The organism is Mesorhizobium sp. C372A (genome assembly GCF_030323245.1).
Taxonomy (GTDB): Bacteria; Pseudomonadota; Alphaproteobacteria; order Rhizobiales; family Rhizobiaceae; genus Mesorhizobium.
This window is the reverse complement of the sequence record NZ_CP100475.1, coordinates 3,976,829-3,994,076: the sequence shown is the minus strand read 5'-3', so window position 1 is coordinate 3,994,076 and position 17,248 is coordinate 3,976,829. Positions and strand designations below refer to the sequence as shown.

The 17,248-nt window shown below is 63.7% G+C and carries 17 protein-coding genes; 7 read left to right on the top strand and 10 right to left on the bottom strand.

Going from position 1 to position 17,248, the window contains the following annotated elements; genetic code table 11:
- Positions 1 to 489 precede the first annotated feature (489 nt).
- Positions 490 to 1,353, bottom strand: a complete 864-nt coding sequence (locus NLY42_RS18935) for a DMT family transporter (protein ID WP_023753398.1) — start codon at positions 1,351 to 1,353, stop codon at positions 490 to 492.
- Positions 1,354 to 1,459: 106 nt separating this feature from the next.
- On the opposite strand from NLY42_RS18935, the gene NLY42_RS18930 reads away from it, so the two are divergent.
- Positions 1,460 to 2,878 (top strand): aminotransferase-like domain-containing protein, encoded by a 1,419-nt coding sequence (locus NLY42_RS18930; RefSeq protein WP_031244513.1) that lies wholly within the window; start codon positions 1,460 to 1,462, stop codon positions 2,876 to 2,878.
- Positions 2,879 to 2,882: 4 nt separating this feature from the next.
- Here NLY42_RS18930 and NLY42_RS18925 read toward each other — a convergent pair whose 3' ends face one another.
- On the bottom strand, positions 2,883 to 3,776 hold the full coding sequence (locus NLY42_RS18925; RefSeq protein WP_023688168.1) for a LysR family transcriptional regulator: 894 nt from the start codon (positions 3,774 to 3,776) through the stop codon (positions 2,883 to 2,885).
- 131 nt (positions 3,777 to 3,907) lie between these two features.
- On the opposite strand from NLY42_RS18925, the gene NLY42_RS18920 reads away from it, so the two are divergent.
- Positions 3,908 to 5,380: an MFS transporter gene (locus tag NLY42_RS18920; protein ID WP_023735265.1), complete on the top strand. Its 1,473-nt coding sequence runs from the start codon at positions 3,908 to 3,910 to the stop codon at positions 5,378 to 5,380.
- Positions 5,381 to 5,395: 15 nt separating this feature from the next.
- Here the strand turns inward: NLY42_RS18920 and NLY42_RS18915 are convergent, their stop codons facing one another.
- From NLY42_RS18915 to NLY42_RS18905, 3 genes are all read right to left on the bottom strand, one after another.
- On the bottom strand, positions 5,396 to 5,893 hold the full coding sequence (locus tag NLY42_RS18915) for a MaoC family dehydratase (RefSeq protein WP_023681725.1): 498 nt from the start codon (positions 5,891 to 5,893) through the stop codon (positions 5,396 to 5,398).
- 160 nt (positions 5,894 to 6,053) lie between these two features.
- Positions 6,054 to 6,476 (bottom strand): phasin family protein, encoded by a 423-nt coding sequence (locus NLY42_RS18910; protein ID WP_023672638.1) that lies wholly within the window; start codon positions 6,474 to 6,476, stop codon positions 6,054 to 6,056.
- A gap of 209 nt (positions 6,477 to 6,685) precedes the next feature.
- Complete coding sequence (locus NLY42_RS18905; RefSeq protein ID WP_023688166.1) at positions 6,686 to 7,981, bottom strand: DUF445 domain-containing protein; 1,296 nt, start codon at positions 7,979 to 7,981, stop codon at positions 6,686 to 6,688.
- A gap of 294 nt (positions 7,982 to 8,275) precedes the next feature.
- On the opposite strand from NLY42_RS18905, the gene rirA reads away from it, so the two are divergent.
- The gene (rirA, locus tag NLY42_RS18900) at positions 8,276 to 8,737 is read left to right on the top strand and encodes an iron-responsive transcriptional regulator RirA (protein WP_023672640.1); all 462 of its coding nucleotides are present in this window, start codon (positions 8,276 to 8,278) and stop codon (positions 8,735 to 8,737) included.
- Between the two features lie 108 nt (positions 8,738 to 8,845).
- On the opposite strand, the gene NLY42_RS18895 is transcribed toward rirA, so the two are convergent.
- Genes NLY42_RS18895 through hemP form a run of 5 tightly spaced genes read right to left on the bottom strand, consistent with a single transcriptional unit; the run spans position 8,846 to position 12,946 of the window.
- Complete coding sequence (locus NLY42_RS18895; RefSeq protein WP_023753400.1) at positions 8,846 to 9,634, bottom strand: heme ABC transporter ATP-binding protein; 789 nt, start codon at positions 9,632 to 9,634, stop codon at positions 8,846 to 8,848.
- A gap of 6 nt (positions 9,635 to 9,640) precedes the next feature.
- Positions 9,641 to 10,735, bottom strand: coding sequence for a FecCD family ABC transporter permease (locus NLY42_RS18890; protein ID WP_286488223.1), 1,095 nt, complete (start codon positions 10,733 to 10,735; stop codon positions 9,641 to 9,643).
- Between the two features lie 4 nt (positions 10,736 to 10,739).
- Positions 10,740 to 11,621, bottom strand: a complete 882-nt coding sequence (locus tag NLY42_RS18885; protein ID WP_023753401.1) for a heme/hemin ABC transporter substrate-binding protein — start codon at positions 11,619 to 11,621, stop codon at positions 10,740 to 10,742.
- A gap of 10 nt (positions 11,622 to 11,631) precedes the next feature.
- A complete protein-coding gene (locus NLY42_RS18880; RefSeq protein ID WP_023753402.1) occupies positions 11,632 to 12,690 on the bottom strand; it encodes a hemin-degrading factor in 1,059 nt (352 codons plus the stop codon).
- A 49-nt stretch (positions 12,691 to 12,739) separates the two neighbouring features.
- Positions 12,740 to 12,946 (bottom strand): hemin uptake protein HemP, encoded by a 207-nt coding sequence (gene hemP, locus NLY42_RS18875; RefSeq protein ID WP_023673860.1) that lies wholly within the window; start codon positions 12,944 to 12,946, stop codon positions 12,740 to 12,742.
- 267 nt (positions 12,947 to 13,213) lie between these two features.
- Between hemP and NLY42_RS18870 the strand changes: the two genes are divergently transcribed.
- The 4 genes from NLY42_RS18870 (at position 13,214) to hmuQ (ending at position 17,247) form a co-directional block, all read left to right on the top strand.
- Positions 13,214 to 15,355 carry a TonB-dependent hemoglobin/transferrin/lactoferrin family receptor gene (locus tag NLY42_RS18870; RefSeq protein ID WP_031209530.1) on the top strand — a complete coding sequence of 714 codons (2,142 nt, stop codon included), beginning with the start codon at positions 13,214 to 13,216 and terminating at the stop codon, positions 15,353 to 15,355.
- Positions 15,356 to 15,360: 5 nt separating this feature from the next.
- Positions 15,361 to 15,795 (top strand): hypothetical protein, encoded by a 435-nt coding sequence (locus NLY42_RS18865; protein ID WP_023673858.1) that lies wholly within the window; start codon positions 15,361 to 15,363, stop codon positions 15,793 to 15,795.
- Positions 15,796 to 15,922: 127 nt separating this feature from the next.
- On the top strand, positions 15,923 to 16,882 hold the full coding sequence (locus NLY42_RS18860) for an energy transducer TonB family protein (protein WP_023673857.1): 960 nt from the start codon (positions 15,923 to 15,925) through the stop codon (positions 16,880 to 16,882).
- Between the two features lie 50 nt (positions 16,883 to 16,932).
- Entirely contained in the window at positions 16,933 to 17,247 is a 315-nt protein-coding gene (gene hmuQ / locus NLY42_RS18855; RefSeq protein WP_023673856.1) for a heme-degrading protein HmuQ, read from the top strand.
- Position 17,248: the final 1 nt, after the last annotated feature.

Below are 17,248 nucleotides of genomic sequence, written 5' to 3'. Positions count from 1 at the left end.
ATAGAAATTGCAGAACAGTCCATGCAACCAAGACGCCAGTAGAATCGCTCGACAAGGTTGCGCTAGTCCGTCAGAATCGACCCCAAGCGATCATCGGATTGAACCTGGCTGGACCAGCCACACACAGGAACTATACTGTCGCTATGGCCTATTGGGTAAAGCGTATTGCACTAAAGGATGGCGAAGTAGTCACGGAACGTGAGCTTCGCGCAGACGAAAACCGATTTGCTGGAACGGCTCCGGTGGTTGGTGACTTGATTGAGGTCGAATGTCGCGGCCGCAGGTTTATGGCTGAGGTGGTATGGGGAAATTGGCCCGGCCGCGTTCATCCACACGATACAGTTGTACCGCTTCGGGTTTTCGAGGTTGGCCTTGATCCGGCAACCCCGCTCCGCTTTCCGACTCGTGGCCCAACCTGATCGCGGAGTGACTGCTTCCACCAAGTTCTGTCATTTCACATTAATGAGACCGCGGCCGAATCAGCCAATCCTACCGCGCAAACCTCTTCGCCCCGACCACGCAGGCGACCACACCCAGCGTGACAACCACCATCAGCGGGCTGACCTGCTCGTGCAGCAGCGACGCTGCCAGCGCCAGGCCGAAAAAGGGCTGCAGTAACTGCAACTGCCCGACGGCAGCGATGCCGCCTTGGGCGAGGCCGCGGTACCAGAACACGAAGCCGATCAGCATGCTGAACAGCGAGACATAGGCGAGACCCATCCAGGCGCCGGAGCCGACGCCGGCGAAGGACGACGGCAGCGTCGCAAAGGTCAGAACCAGCATGATCGGCAGCGAGATCGCCAGCGCCCAGCAGATCACCTGCCAGCCGCCCAGCCTGCGCGACAATGCCGCCCCCTCGGCATAGCCCAGGCCGCAGACGATGATGGCGGCCAGCATCAGGCCGTCGCCGACAGGTGAGGCCGTCACGCCTTGCATCAGGGCAAAACCGGCGACCAGCGCGCTGCCGATGCAGGAAAACAGCCAGAAGGCCGGGCGCGGACGCTCGCCACCGCGCAGCACGCCGAAGATCGCGGTGGCCAGCGGCAGCAGGCCGACGAAGATGATAGAGTGGGCAGAGGTGACGTGCTTGAGCGCCAGAGCGGTGAGCAAGGGAAAGCCGACAACCACCCCAAGGGCGACGATCACCAGCGACAGAAAATCGCTGCGCGCCGGGCGCTTCTGCTGGAACAGGACGAGCATCGCGAGACCAAGCAGCCCGGCAATCGCGGCGCGGGCCGAGGTCAGGAATGTCGGATCGAACTCCGCCACGGCGACGCGCGTCGCCGGCAGCGAGCCTGAGAAGATCAACACGCCGATGAATCCGTTCACCCAGCCGCTCGCGGTCTTGTCCATTCCAGGCTCCATTGCTTTCGCCCTCTATCGGGCACGTGCCTATGGTGCAGCCAGAGACAATGCAGTACAATTCCATCAAACTGTAATGGCTGATTGAGCAATACAGATGACTGGTCTCGTTCTGGAAGTCGACACCGCACGCACTGTTGCCGCGGCCACTCTGGTCGAAACTGTCATGGCGACCATCCGCCAGCGGATTGCCGCGCGCAGCCTGACGCCGGGCGCGCGGCTGCCTTCGATCCGCGCCTTCGCCAAGGCCATGCAGGTGTCCAAATCCACCGTCGTCGAAGCCTATGAGCGGCTTGCTGCCGAAGGCGCGATCCGCTCGCGGCCGGGCTCGGGTTTCTATGCCGCCGGATCGCTGGCGCCGCTATCGCTGGCCGAGATCGGCCCTCGGCTCGACCGCGCTGTCGATCCGCTTTGGGTTTCGCGCCAGTCGCTGGAAGCCGGCGACGAGATGCTGAAACCCGGCTGCGGCTGGATGCCGGCCTCATGGATGCCGCAGGCGGCCTTGCGCCGGGCGCTGCGCACCGTGGCGCGCGCCGACGATGTCGACCTCGCCGATTACGGCACGCCGCTCGGCCTGCCGCCGCTCAGGCAATTGCTCGCGCGGCGCATGGCCGGCCACGGCATCGAGGTCTCGCCCGAACAGATCATGCTGACCGAATCGGGCACGCAGGCCATCGATCTTCTGTGCCGCTTCCTGATCGAACCGGGCGATACCGTGCTGCTCGACGACCCCTGCTATTTCAATTTTCACGCGCTGCTGCGCGCCCACCGCGCCAAGGTCGTCAGCGTGCCCTACACGCCATCGGGGCCTGATATCGAGCTGTTCGCGCAGGCGCTCGCCGAGCACAGGCCGCGCCTCTACATCACCAATTCCGCCATCCACAACCCGACCGGCGCGATCCTGTCGCCGGTCACCGCGCACCGGCTGCTGAAGCTCGCCGACCAGTCGGACCTGACCATCGTCGAGGACGACATCTTCGCCGATTTCGAGCACAGCCCCGCGCCCCGGCTGGCGGCGTTCGACGGCCTCAACCGCGTCGTCCATATCGGCAGCTTCTCCAAGACGCTATCGGCATCGGTTCGCTGCGGCTTCATCGCGGCACCACGCGACTGGATCGAGCAACTTACCGACCTCAAGATCGCCACCACCTTCGGCGGCGGCCGGCTGGCGGCCGAACTGGTGCTGACGCTGCTTAGGGACGGCAGCTACCGCAAGCACATGGAATTGCTGCGCGCGCGGCTTTCCCGCGCCATGGGCGAGACGGGCGCGCGCCTGAAGGCCATCGGCATCACGCCCTGGATCGACCAACCGGCCGGCTTGTTCCTGTGGTGCAGCCTGCCCGATGGCGTGGACGCAGCCGAAATCGCCCGCCGCGCGCTGGCCGACAACATCGTATTGGCGCCCGGCAACGCATTCAGCCTGTCGGGAACCGCCAGCCGCTTCCTGCGCTTCAACGTTGCCCAGTGCCAGGACGAGCGGATTTTCAGGGTGCTCAAGGGGGCAATGGCGCGCTGAGGGCTCAGCGGGAGGCCGCGCAGACCTCCCGAACGCAATCTCGCAGCCAGCGTTGCGCCGGATCGGCATCGAGCCGTGGATGCCAGAGCATCGAGATGGTGACCTCCACCGTGGCGACCGGCAGCAGAAAGCTGACCATGCCGGCGCGTGCGCCTTGCGTGTGCCGTTCGGGCACGCTGGCAATAAGGTCCGAAGCGCGCGCCATGGAGAGTGCAGCCGAAAAGCCGGAGACCATGCACGCCACGGTTCGCTGCAGGCCGAGCAGCGCCAAAGTCTGATCGATCGGCCCTCTTTCCCGACCCCGCCGTGAAACGCTGATGTGGCGGCCGGCCGCGTAGCGTTCAGGCGTTACCGCGCCTTCACTCAAAGGGTGGCCGGCTCGCACAGCACCGACGAAGCGGTCGCGAAACAGCGCCTGTATCAGCACTTCAGGTCCGGCCTCGCCGGCAACGCCGATTTCGAGGTCGATGTCCGCGTCGCGCAGCGAGGCGACATCCTTGTCGGATTTGGGCCTAAAGCGCAGCCGCGCGCCCGGCGCCTCGGCCTGGATGCGGGCGACAAGACGCGGCCCGAATTCCTCGACGAACCCTTCATTGGTGCGCAGCGTGAAGATCTGGTTCAGCTTTGCCAGATCGAGCAGCCTGGCGGGACGCAATAGCGTTTCCGCATCGTGGACGACACGGCCGGCCTGCTGCCGCAATGCCTCCGCGCGCGGCGTCGGGACCAGGCCGCGGCCGGCGCGGACCAGCAGCGGATCGCCGGTCGCTTCCCGCAGCCGCGCCAGCGTGCGGCTCATCGCCGAAGGGCTGAGCCGCAGCCGGGTTGCCGCGCGAGCCACGCTACCTTCGGTCAGCAGGACGTCGAGAGCGAACAGCAGATTGAGATCTGGCGATGCCATCGGCGGATTGTAGCACATGCCATGGCGTTTGGTGCACGAATAAGATGCAAATGATGCGCCTTCCGCCATTCCATCCTGACGACTAGATCTCCGACAGGTCCGGTTGCGGGACTGACAAGGAGGAAATCGCCATGGCAATTGCTGAGCAGAACGAGTGCGCATCGGCGCCGCACAACACCCGGTCCGCAGGCCTGGCCCACTCTCCTGTCTTGGCATTGGCCAGCCTGTCGCTCGCCACGCTGCTGTCGTCGCTTGGAACCAGCATTGCCAGCGTCGGACTGCCTTCCCTCATGCAGGCGTTCGGTGCGCCGTTCCAGTCCGTGCAATGGGTGGTTCTCGCCTATCTGCTCGCCATCACGGCCCTGATCGTCAGCGCCGGTCGGCTGGCCGATATGCTCGGCCGCCGGCCGTTGCTGCTCGGCGGCATCGCGCTGTTCACACTGGCTTCGGTGCTCTGCGGCCTGGCGCCGACGCTCTGGCTGCTGATTGCGGCGCGCGCCGTACAAGGACTGGGTGCCGCGCTGATGATGGCGTTGACGCTGGCCTTTGTCGCGGAGACCGTGACCAAGGAGAGAACCGGCAGCGCCATGGGCCTGCTCGGCGCCATGTCGGCGATCGGCACGACGCTCGGACCCTCGCTCGGCGGCTTGCTGATCGCCGGCTTCGGCTGGCGGGCGATCTTCCTCGTCAATGTGCCGCTCGGCCTCCTGACCTTTGCCCTCGCCTCGCTGGCCCTGCCTGCCCGCGACAAGACTGCGGAAGCAGCTCAAAACAGCTTCGATGCGATCGGGACGGTCTTGCTGGCCCTGACGCTGGCCGCCTATGCATTGGCCATGACGCTCGGCCGCGGCCATTTCGGCGCCCTCAACACCGGCCTGCTGGTTGCCGCCGGCATCGGCGTCGTTCTGTTCGGCGTCGCGCAGAAGAGGGCGAAGAATCCCTTGATCCGGCTTGCCCGGTTGTACGACATCCGGCTCAGCGCCAGCCTCGCCACGAACCTCGTTGTCGCCACAGTGATGATGGCGACCCTGGTGGTCGCTCCATTCTATCTGTCGCGAGCGCTGGGGCTCGATGCTGCGATGGTCGGCGTGGTCCTGTCGACAGGTCCGCTGGTCTCCGCGCTCTCGGCGCTCGTCGCCGGCCGCCTCACCGATCGCTTCGGCGCGCACAGGATGATGGTCGTCGGACTGTTCAGTCTTGCCGTCGGAACCTCATTGTTGTCGCTCGCCGCAACAAAACTCGGCATTGCCAGCTATATCGTGCCGATCGCCGTCACCTGCTTCGGGTACGCCCTGTTCCAGACATCCAACAATGCCGCCGTCATGAGCGGTGTCGCTGCCGGCGAGCGCGGCGTGGTGTCCGGCCTGCTCAATCTGTCGCGCAATCTCGGCCTGATCACCGGCGCATCGCTTATGGGCGCCATTTTTGCGGCTGCCTCGACGGGAGAACGGCAAAGCCAGGACATGCTGACCTCAGCGGCAGCCGCGCGCGGCATGCAGGTTACCTTTCAGACGGCAACGGTCCTGGCGGTGGCTGCGCTGTTGCTGGCACTGCTCTCGACCCGCGCCGGCGGCAGGCTGTCGGTGCGGCAACAGCCATCATGACCGAAGATAGGGAGCTTACGCTCCCGCCCGCTTGCGCCGCTCATAAAGCATGACCAGCGTTTCGGCGGTCAGCGCCGGCCTCTGTTCGCCCTCGATCTCGACCGTATTGGCGGCCTTCATCAGATACTGGCCCGGCCCCTTGTCCTCCACCGACAACAGCGTCGTGCGCAGCCGGATGCGTGCGCCGACCCTGACGGGCGCCAGGAACCGCACCTTGTCGAAGCCGTAATTGAAGGCGGCTTGCGTGTTTTCGGGTACGATGCCCATGCCCAGCGCCAGCGCGCCGATGATCGACAGCGTCAGATAGCCATGCGCGATCGTGGTGCGAAATGGGCTCTGCCGCTTCGCCCGCTCCGGATCGACGTGGATCCACTGATGGTCGCCTGTGCATTCGGCAAACTGGTTGATGCGGTTCTGGTCGACGGTCGTCCATTCCGACACGCCGAGCTCCTGCCCGGCCATCGCCCTTAACTGCTCGAAGGTCGGCGGCGTTTTCGGCCGTAGTTCCGTCATTCCTGCTTTCCCGGTGGCTCCCAGTGCCTCGGACCACGAACGGACGGCTCCTGTCAATTCGCCCGTTGCGATTCCGTTCCGCCATTTTCCGCCAAACAGCGTCCCTCGTCCATGCTCATGCGCCGCAACCGGCCCACTCCTCTCATGGTTGCGTTGAGAGTCACTTCTTGTCATAGCCCGAGCGGATTTCCTCCATCGCTTCCTTGATGCGGCTGCGCAGGATTTCGATCGATTCGGTGCCGGATTTCTTGACCAGCTCGGCCACTTCGCCGGCATTTTTCAGGGCGGCTTCGAAGGATTTCCTGGCGAACTCCGCCTGTTTTGTCATCAGTTCCTGGGGATTGCCCGGCGCCTTGTAGCTCTGCGCCATGTCGCTGACTTCACGCAGCGTGTCCTGCAGCATCTCGCGCTGTCTGGACAACAATGAGGTCGCGCCGGCAGCTCCCGCCCGCGCCGATCTTTCCAGGGCCTCGAGGTTCTTGCGATGATGCGCGAGGATCGCCTCGACATTCGGCACCTTCAGGTCACGGCCGAACCGGCTGAACATGTCAAGGAACGAATCGGAGTCGGGTTGTTTGGCCATTGCTCGTGCTCCCCAGTTGTCGCAAATGCTGAACCTCGAGCAATTCCAGGAAAAGTGTGAAACGGTTTTCCGTCAGGAATTGCGTCAAAACAAAGAGTTAGAGCAGGTCGCCGTTTCCTTGAAACGGTGAACTGTTCTGTTCTGGACAATAGCACTCGCGCGCCGTGTGTCCATTCGGACGCCCAAGCAATTCAGCGGCAAATGCAGCATCAGCCAGCGAGAAACAGCCTCTCCGCCGTGTAGAGCACGAGACCGGCCAGGCCGCCAATAATCATGCCATTGAAGCGGATATATTGCAGGTCCCTGCCGATGTTCATCTCGATCAGCCTCGTCAGCTGGGCAAGGTCCCAGCGCTTGACCTGATCGGCGATGAACGTCGACACACCGCTCTTCTGGCTCTCCACGAACGACGACAGCGCCACGACAAAGCCCTGGTTCATGTCGGCCCTGATCTGCGGATCGCCTGAGAGATGGCGGCCGACCTCGACGAACATGTTGGCGAGATGCGCGCGAACAATCGAATTCTCCGCCTTGGCGTCCTGTTCGATGAACACGCTGAGGCTCTGCCACATGTCGCCGGCGAGCGACTTCACTTCCGGCCGCGCCAGGAAATCGCGCTTCAGCTTCTCGGCCCGTTTGGCGTATTGCTTCGAGGTTCTGAGCCGCTCGATGAAGCTGTGCGCGAAACGGTCGAATTCGGCGCGCATCGGATGGTCGGGATCGGCCCGCACCTCGTCAAGCAGCGAACCGGCGGAAGCGACGATCTTTTTCAGCAGATAGGCGTCGGCTCTGAACAGGTTGAACAGCGACGGCAATTCCTCGCGGATTTTCTCGCGCATGGTCGCCAGCGCCTCTTCATCGTTCAGGAACCGGCCGATCACCCTGGTGAATTCGTCGAAGAGTTTCTGGTGGCGGCGGTCGTCGGTCAGTGCCGACAGCAATTCGGCCGCGAGCGGCGCCAGCGGCACCTTGTCGATCTGCTCCAGCATGCGGCTGGTGACGAAGCTCCGCAGGCCGGATTGCTCGATCGCCGCAAGCGTCTGCGGGACCAGCCGTACGACGAAGCGCGACAGGCCGGCAGAGCGTTCGGCGTCAGTCAGCCAGTCGGCGACGAGTGCTGCAAAATCGACCTCGGCCAGCTTTTCCCGCACCGGCCCGGGCGCCAGAAAATTGACCTCGATGAAGCGGCCCAGATTATCGGCGATGCGGTTCTGGTTCGCTGGGATGATGGCGGTGTGCGGGATCGGCAGGCCCAGCGGCCGCTTGAACAGCGCCACCACCGCGTACCAGTCGGCCAGGCCGCCAATGGTCGCCGCCTCGGCGAAGGCCGCCACGAAGCCCAGCCACGGATACTTGGCCTCGAACGATTTGGCCACGGCAAAAACCACGACGCAAAGCACCAGCGCAGCCGTGGCGAGGAACTTTGTCCGCCGCAACGCGAAAAGCTTGGCGCCCGTCTCGGCATCAAAACCGCCAGGCGCCAGGGACGAAGCCGATTGGGACATGATACGCCGCTCCTCATCGATCTCTTGGCTATCTGGCATGGGCTATTTAGGGGGTGTTTGGGCCCGTAGCATGATCGGATGGGCCGATTTCGTCCGGGAATTGCCGGTTTCGCACGCAAAGTTGACAAGAATGTTCATCTATCATGCAATCCCAGTCTGGAATTGTTCCAAGGTATAGGCCATATTCCGATCAGGCCAGTGTGGGCGAATCCGAAACTCCGGGTGAGAAAGCTGCACCAGCACAATCTAAAATCTGGTGCAGTTCCAGCGCGCCAGCACTCGGTGAGGAATGAAATGCGGCTGACGCGCCAGACCAACTACGCCATGCGCATCCTGATGTATTGCGCCGCCAACAACGATCGCCTGAGCCGCATCCCCGAGATTGCGGCCGCCTATTCGGTGTCGGAGCTTTTCCTGTTCAAGATCCTGCAGCCGCTGGTCGAGCATGGCCTGGTCGAGACAGTGCGCGGCAGGAATGGCGGCGTGAGGATCGGCCGCCCCGCCGAGCAGATCAGCCTGTTCGACGTCGTACGGGTGACAGAAGAGAGCTTTGCCATGGCCGAGTGCTTCGAAAACGACGCCGCCGAATGCCCGCTGGTCGACAGCTGCCAGCTGAATTCGGCGCTGCGCGAGGCGCTCAACGCCTTCTTTGCCGTGCTTTCCCGCTACACGATCGCCGATATGGTGGCGGCGCGCCCGAATGTGCGTCATTTACTCGGCATCGACATGCTGGTCCAGCGAGCACCGGCCGCCTGAGTTTTCTAGTGCATGTCGCTCAAAAGTGGCCCCGGTTTTGAGACAATGACATGCATAAAAACAAAGACCTAAAGCGCGTCGCCTGAGTCCGTTCAAACGCGACGCGCTTTAGGCGGCTGACTGCAGCAAGACGAACGGCATGTTCGCCGCCGGCAACACACCGACCCTTAGCCGACAATCGAACACCTTTTCGATCAGATCGTCGCTCAGCACCTCCTGCGGTGAACCGTCGGCGGCGAGCCGGCCGCGATGCATCACGAAAATCCGGTCGGCATACATGGCCGTCAGATTGAGGTCGTGCAGGATGGCGATCACACCGCCGCCGCGCCGGGCGAAATCGCGGGCGATGTTCATGATGATCAGCTGGTGCTTGATATCGAGGCTGGAGACCGGCTCGTCGAGATAGAGATAGCGCGGCTTGCCGTCGAGCACCGGCGCCCAGACCTGGCACAGCACGCGCGCCAGCTGCACACGCTGTTGTTCGCCGCCCGAAAGCTCCTGATAGAAGCGGCCGGCAAAGCCGTCGAGGTCGACCCGCGCCAGCGCCCGCTCGGGCAGACGATCATCTTCGCCCGGCAGAACGCCGGAACGGCCGCCGATAAGGCCGAGCCTGACCACTTCGTGCACGGTGAAGGGAAAGGACAGCGTCGCGGTCTGCGGCAGCACGGCACGCACGGTCGCGGCCTCCACCGGCTTCATCTCGGAGAGGTCGCGCCCGTTGACGGCCACTGTCCCCGTAAACGCCAGATCGCCCGACAACGCCTTCAAAAACGTCGTCTTGCCCGAGCCGTTGGGTCCGACGATTGCCGCAATTTCGCCCGGCCGCGCGACGAAATCGACATTGGCAACAATGCGCTTGCCGCCGATCGCCACCGAGACATCGCGTGCTTCGATCATGCCGCCTCACAAGTCGATTACCCCGCGCTTGCGCAGCAGGATCCAGAGGAAGAACGGTGCGCCGGCGATCGCCGTGACGATGCCGATCGGCAGTTCGGCCGGCGCCACGATGACGCGGGCGACGGCATCGGCAATCAGCAGCATCGAGGCGCCGAGCAGCGCCGAAGCCGGCAAGAGATAGCGATTGTCCGGACCGATCAGCAGCCGCAGCAGATGCGGCACGACGATGCCGACAAAACCGATGCCTCCGCTGACTGCGACAGAGGCGCCGACCGCTGCCGAGACGCCGACGATCGCGGTGTATTTCAGCCGCTGTACCGGGATGCCGAGATGTCCGGCCGTCGCCTCGCCGAGCGCCAGGGCGTTGAGGCCTTTGGCCAGGAACGGCATTGCCGCAAGCGCCAGGATGATGATCGGACCGACGGAAGCGATCTTCGGCCAGGTCGCGCCGCCCAGCGAGCCCAGTTGCCAGAAGGTCAGATCGCGCAACTGCCGGTCGTCGGCCATGAAAATCAGGATACCGGTCAGCGCCATGGCAAGGGCTGCGAGCGCAATGCCGGCAAGCAGCATGGTAGCGACCGATGTGCGCCCCTGCCGCGTGGCGACGCGGTAGAGCACCAGCGTGACCGCAAGGCCGCCGCAGAAAGCGGCGAGCGGCAAGGCCAGCCCGCCGAGCGCCAGAGTGAGCGGCGCCAGCCACGTCGTGCCGAGCACGATGACGGCGACCGCGCCGAGGCTCGACCCGGCGGAAACGCCGATCAGGCCGGGATCGGCGAGCGGGTTGCGAAACAGGCCTTGCATGACCGCACCCGATACGGCCAGTGCCGCCCCGATGAGCACACCGAGCAGTACGCGCGGCATGCGGATATCGTAGACGATCAACCGGTCGCGGGCACCAAGCGCGGCGTCGTCCGGCGTGGCGCCGGTCAGCCAGTCACGAATGACACCAACGGCCGATGCATCGGAAGCGCCCGACCTCAGCGACAGGAACATCGAAAGGGCAAGCGCCACACACAGGAGCACAATAACCAGGCGAGCGCGCCCGGAACGATCGCCCTCGGCCACCTTGCCCGCCGCGCCGGCGATCGACTGATCCACCATCGGCTCAGTCCGTGACCTGGCTGCCATAGAGCGAGGCGGCCAGATCGTGGATGGCATCGGCCGTGCGCGGCCCGAAGCCGAGGAGATAGCTGCCATCCATCAGGGTCAGCTTGCGGCCTTCGCCCGCCGGCGTCGAGGTGATCGACGGGATGGCGAACAGCTCGGCCTCCGCAATCGGCGGGCCGGCATTCTTCATGGCCAGGATCACGTCCGGCCTGGCAGTGACGATCGCCTCGTCGGACATCTGCTTGTAGCCGGAAAAACCTTCGACCGCATTGACGGCACCGGCGAGCTTGATGATGCCGTCACCGGCGGTGTCGGTGCCGGCGGCCAGGATCTTGCCGCCCTGGATCGACAGCACGAACAGGATGCGCTTGCGCTGCTTGATCGACGCCGTCTGCTTCTCGGCCGCCTTCAGCTTGGCGTCGGTCTCAGCCACCAGCGTCTCGGCCTTGGCGTCGACGCCAAGCGCCTTGCCGACGATGCGGATCTTTTCCAGGATGCCGTCATGGCTGTAATGCTCGGGCACGTCGATGAACGGAACGCTCGACTTTTTCAGCACATCGACCGCTTCCTTCGGCCCACTGCCATGCAGCGCCAGAATGCCCGAAGGATTGACCGACAACACGCCTTCCGGCGACAGCTGGCGCATATAGCCGACGTCGGGCAGCGCGACCGCGGCGGCGGGGTAGCGGCTGGTCGAATCGCGGGCGACGAGATGACCTTCCTCGCCAAGCGCGTAGACGATCTCGGTGATCGAACCGCCGATCGCCACGATCCGCGACGTGTCGGCCAACACGGCCACGTTCTCGCTGGCCGGCACTGGGGCGGCAATAAACAGCGACAGGCCCATGGCCACGGCAAGCGTCCTGAACAGTGAAATCATCGTCGTTTCCTCAGGCTGCGGTCGGGCTTGGAATGCGCGGCAGGTTCTCGGCAAGGAACCGCCAGTCGTCGCGCTCGCCCTCGCCTTCACGGCGCTTGCCGAAGAACTGGATGATCATCTTGCCGTCGGCGCCATAGGCTTCGAGCGAGGTGACATGACCGTCCTTGGTCGGTTTGCGCACCGCCCACACCTCCTGGATGTGGTCGGTGCGCAGATGCAAATGGAAGGTCTCGTCCATGACGTTGATCCACGGCCCCATCGGCTTGATCGACTTGACCGGGCCGGAATGGATCTGGATGCAGCCTCGGTTTCCGACAAAACACATGATCGGCATGCCGTCGGCGGCGGCATGGTGGAACATGGCGCCGATGGCGTGATTGTCGAGCAGCCAGGCATAGTCCTGGCCGACCATGCGCACGGCCTGGCGGCGGCTGAGCTTCAGCGCTTTCAACATGCCAAAGAACTGGTGGACGTCGGTCAGCCGGCTCCAGCGGTCGCGCAGATCATCGATGTCTGCGGCAATGCCCGACGTCTCCGCGTCGTCGTCGGCCAGGCCTGCGATAGACACGGTCGCCTCCTGGTTCGGCGATTCGAGTGCGGCCACGAGCTTCTGGTAGGCATAGAGATTGGACGCCGGCCGCAGATGCACCTTGTGCACCGCATCGCCGGCCGCGTCGAAGAATTGCAGGCTGCGGCGGATGTCGCCACCGTCGCGCTTTTCCACGGCAAAGCCATGCGCCCAGACCTTTGGAAAGATACGCAGGTCGATGTTTTCGCCCAGCACCATGGCATTGTGCGCGCCTGTGACAACCTTGTCGTAGACGCCGATCTTCTCGTGCACCGCGCTTTCGTTGCGGGTCAGCGCCATCACTTCGCCGACGGCGTCGAGGCCGGTCAGAAGATCGTTGACCCTGGGCTCGACGCGCACGACACCGTCGCCGCAACGCGCGGCCACCAGCTCGGCTTCGGAAATACCGAGCTCGGCGGCAAGATCGCGCTCGCGCGCTTTCGGATTGTCTGCCCGCGCTCGCCGGATTTCATGCGGTGCGGGTTTTACGCGCTGGTCCATGTCCTGCTTACCTGTCCTGCCTGGCGTTTTGGCCTGCCTGGCTGTTTCGTCACTTGTTGAGGATGAGCTTGCCCTGGCGGGTGATCTTCAGCCGATAGAGCGCCCCATGGTGCTCGATGCCGATCTCGTGCTCGCCCTGGAACAGCGTGTTGGAGGACAGCGTCCGCACCGCCAGCGGCACCCGGTCGAAGCGGGTCGGCGTCTCCTCGGAACGGCGGACGCGGTAACGGAAGTCGTTGGGATTGTGGGTGTTCATCTCTTTCGATCCCTTTCCTGTGCCGGGCAACTGGCTAGCGTTGTAAAAATGCCGATTCATTTCTTGACTCGACATGTTTATTAGTCAGTGCAATACCGGACAAAATGAGTCAACATTTAAGACGCCGGACAGAATGAAAAATGCCAGCGAGCACCAAGCCAGCCAGCATCGAACCTGGAATTTTGGAGTTGGGGCATGGGCTTGGGAAATTGTGGACGACTGGGTCTGGCGAACGCCGATCCGGTGCATCGGCCTATGGCAAAGGCAATGGCAGCCTTGCTTGCGGGGGCAGCGACGATCGCGCTGCTGACATCGCCGGCCAGCGCTCAGCAGGCTGCTCAGCCGGCCGCTGACCAGGCCGACCAGACCAGGAAAACCGAAGACACCAAGCCGGCGCCCGCCGGCGCGACCCTGCTGGACAAGATCCTCGTCATCAGCCGCACCGGCGAGACGGCAATCGAATCGCTGGCCTCAGCCAGCCATGTCGACCAGGAACAGCTCGACCGCCGCATGGCGACGACGCCGAACGAAATGCTGCTCGGTGTGCCTGGTGTCGCCGTGCAGGCCGATGCGCGACGCGTCAGCTCCAGCATCAACATCCGCGGCCTGCAGGATTTCGGTCGCGTCGCCGTCATCGTCGACGGCGCCAGGCAGAATTTCCAGCGCTCAGACCACGGCACGCAGTCGACCTTCTATGTCGATCCCGAGCTCATCAAATCCGTTGACGTCATTCGCGGACCGACCGCCAACACCTACGGCTCCGGCGCCATTGGCGGCGTCGTCTTCTTCGACACCAAGGATGCGGTGGATTTCCTCAGATCGGGCGAAACCTGGGCCGGCTCCGTCACCGGGCGCTATGAAAGCAACGGCAAGGGCTGGACCGCCAGCGCCAGCGGCGCCTACAAATTCAACGACGATTTGGATGTGCTGGGCAACATCGTCTACCGCGACTACGGCGACTACAAGAATGGCAGCGGCGACACCGTCGCCGGTACCGGTTTCGACGTGCTGAGCGGCCTGCTCAAGACCACAATCCGCCCGAGCGAGAACAGCGAATTGAAGCTCGGCTGGGTCGGCTCGAGCGACGGCTGGACGGAAACCAGCGGCGGCGTGCCGGCCAACGACGTCGACCTGAAGTCGAACACCTTCACCGCCCGCTACAACATCACTGACGACGCCAAGAGCTGGCTCGACCTCCACATCAACGCCTCCTACAACAAGACCAATCTCGACCTCACCACGCTGGTCCCGCAGAACCGCTTCGATCCGTCGACCGGCCTTCCCGTGCTGCTGCCCGTCGGTTCGACCTCGACCTTCGACGTTGGCACGGCCGGCGTCGACATCTGGAACACGTCGCGCTTCGAAACAGCCGGTGTTGCGCACGAATTGACCTATGGCGGCGACTGGGTGGGTGACGATGTCGAGACCGGCGGCACCGCCGGCGGCGACAGCTTCTACACCCCATCGGGCAAGCGTAGTGTTTCGGGCGCCTACATCCAGGACAAGCTCACCTGGGACTGGCTCGAGGTCATTGCCGGGCTGCGTTACGACAATTACAGCCTCGAAGACAGCACCCACGAAACGTCAGGTGATCGTCTGTCGCCGCGCATCACCGTTGGTGTCACGCCCTTCGAAAGCGCCAGCCTGGCGGGCCTGCAGTTCTATGGCACCTACGCGGAAGGCTACCGCTCGCCGTCGCTGACCGAAACGCTGATCAGCGGCAACCATCCGGCGGGCGTCACCTTCCCGTTCCTGCCCAATCCGAACCTGCGGCCAGAAACCGGCAAGACCACTGAATTCGGCGTCAACTACAAGCTGAACGACCTTATCGAGGCCGGCGACGCGTTCCGGCTCAAGGCCGGCTACTTCCACAACGATGTCGACGACTACATCGAAGGCGTCACGTTGTCGGCATTCGACCCGACCAGCGGTTGCCCGTTCGGCCCCGGCATCCCGATCTGCTTCCAGTACCAGAACGTCGCCCAGGCCAAGATCAACGGCTTCGAACTGGAAAGCGTCTACGATGCCGGCTGGGGCTATGCTGGCCTCTCAGCCTCGATCATCAACGGCCACACCATCTCCGATGAAGGCGAGCGGGCCGACCTTGCCACCATCCCGTCCTCGCAGGTCACCGGGCAGCTCGGCTTCCGCTTCCTTCAGGACAAGCTGACCGTCGGCGGCGAGGTGCAGTACAACGGCAAGCCGAAGGGCAACCCCGTGGCCAAGGATTATACTCTGGTCAACGCCTTCGCCAGTTACCAGGCCACCGACAATCTGAAGGTGGACTTCCGCGCCGACAATTTGTTCGACGTCAAATACACCAACCCGCTGAACGGCGGTACCACCGCCGTCATCTATGAACCCGGCATCACGCTGAAGCTGGCCGCAACCATGCGCTTTGGAGGCTGACACCCATGACAAGTTTGACGGCATCGCTTCGCCTCCTGACCTCGACGCTGGCGATGTCGCTTGGCTTGATGCCGGCGTGGGCTCAGTCCGCGTCGGCTCCGCAACTCAGCCTCGAGCTCAATGCCGCGCAGCCCTCCGAAAAGGGTTGCCGGCTGACCTTCGTCGTCAACAATGCGCTCGGCGCCGATCTTTCCAAGGCGGCATTCGAAATCGCGCTGTTCAACGAGGCCGGCATTGTCGACCGCCTGAGCGTGCTCGACTTCAAGGACCTGCCGGCCGGCAAGACCAAGGTGACCCGCTTCGACCTCGCCGGCACCGACTGCACCAAACTCAGCCGCGTGCTGATCAACAGCGCCACCGAATGCGCCGGCGTCGAACCGGGCGCCTGCATGCGCGGCCTGAAGACGCAGACCAAGACCGGTATCGCATTCGGCGTCTGAGGTGGGCCTGCATCCCGCCTTCCTGCACGACAATGCGACACGACCCGTCGCAGCTCCGCCGTCATGGCCGGCAACCGATCTTGATTTGACAATCCCACCCCGCTCGCGGCAGGTCTCGCCGCGAACCATGCAGGACATCACCCCCCTCCCCGACGCCGGCAACGAACCGGCGATTACGATGGACGAGCTCGCACAGCCGGCAGCCGCGGACCGCAAATGGACTGTGGCGATCGTCGCGTCCTGCCTGCTCCATGCCGCTGCCGCAGCGGCGTTCTTCATCGGACCCGCAGGGACATTCGATTCCAGTAACGCGATACAATCCGAAGGCACCGACCAATCGGGCGCCGAGGTGGTCGGCAGCGCCTTGGACAGCCAGGCTCCCGACGCGGTCGATGTTACCCTGGTAACCGATCCGCAGCCGGCCAAGCCCGAGGCCGTTCGACCCGTGCCGCCGACCGAGGCGCCTCAACCGGTAAAGGAGCCGGCGGCGCCCAAGCCTGCGCCGGAAGCCGCCGAACAGGCGACCGCCGCGCCAGATACACTGACGGCCGCCATCCCGAATGATCAAACTGTCGCCCCAAGCGCTGAGACGTCGACTCCGCCAGGGGTTCAAACGCAAAGTTCAGAGGCACCGCCCGCCGACGAGCCCGCCGTTGATTTGCCTGCTGCCAAACCACCAGTCCCGAGCCCGCGGCCGACCCCTCCAGCCGGATCTGGAGATACCCGCGGTGCGGCAGATGGCGAAGAACGCGACGCACCGGCGGTTGCCAGCAAGGGTAAAAACCAGGACGCGGCTGGCAATGCGATGGAATCTCGTTACGGCGGTGAAATTCAAAAGAAGCTTGCCCGCGCTAACCGGCGCGTTTCGAAGGAAATTCAAGCCAAGGCTCGCAACAATGCCAGGGTCTATTTCGTCGTCATGGCTGACGGCAGCGTCAGCGACTTGCAGCTTGTCGAAAGTTCAGGGTCTGCCGAACTAGACCAATTCGCTTTGAAACTGGTGCGCCAGCAAGCCCCGTTCCCGCCCATTCCACCCGAGACCGGATTATCAAGTTGGGTGTTCAGGGCGCGGATCGGTCCGTTTTAACCAGCTCGCAGACCTTCGCCAAATCGTCCATCAATTCAAGAGGAAGCCCAATGTACATCGCCATGAACCGCTTCAAGGTCCAGAACGGCTCGGAGACCGCTTTCGAGGATGTCTGGAAGAACCGCGATTCGAGCCTCTCGGAGATGAAAGGCTTCAGGGAATTCCACTTGCTGCGCGGCCCGGTCAACGAGCCCGAGGGTTACACGCTATTTGCCTCGCACACGGTGTGGGCAAGCCATGAGGATTTCGTCGCCTGGACCAAATCCGAGAATTTTCGCGCCGCCCACCGCAACACCGGCACGTCGAAGGTGCACTATCTCGGCCATCCGCAGTTCGAAGGCTTTTCGGTCGTCGAAGGCGCCTGAT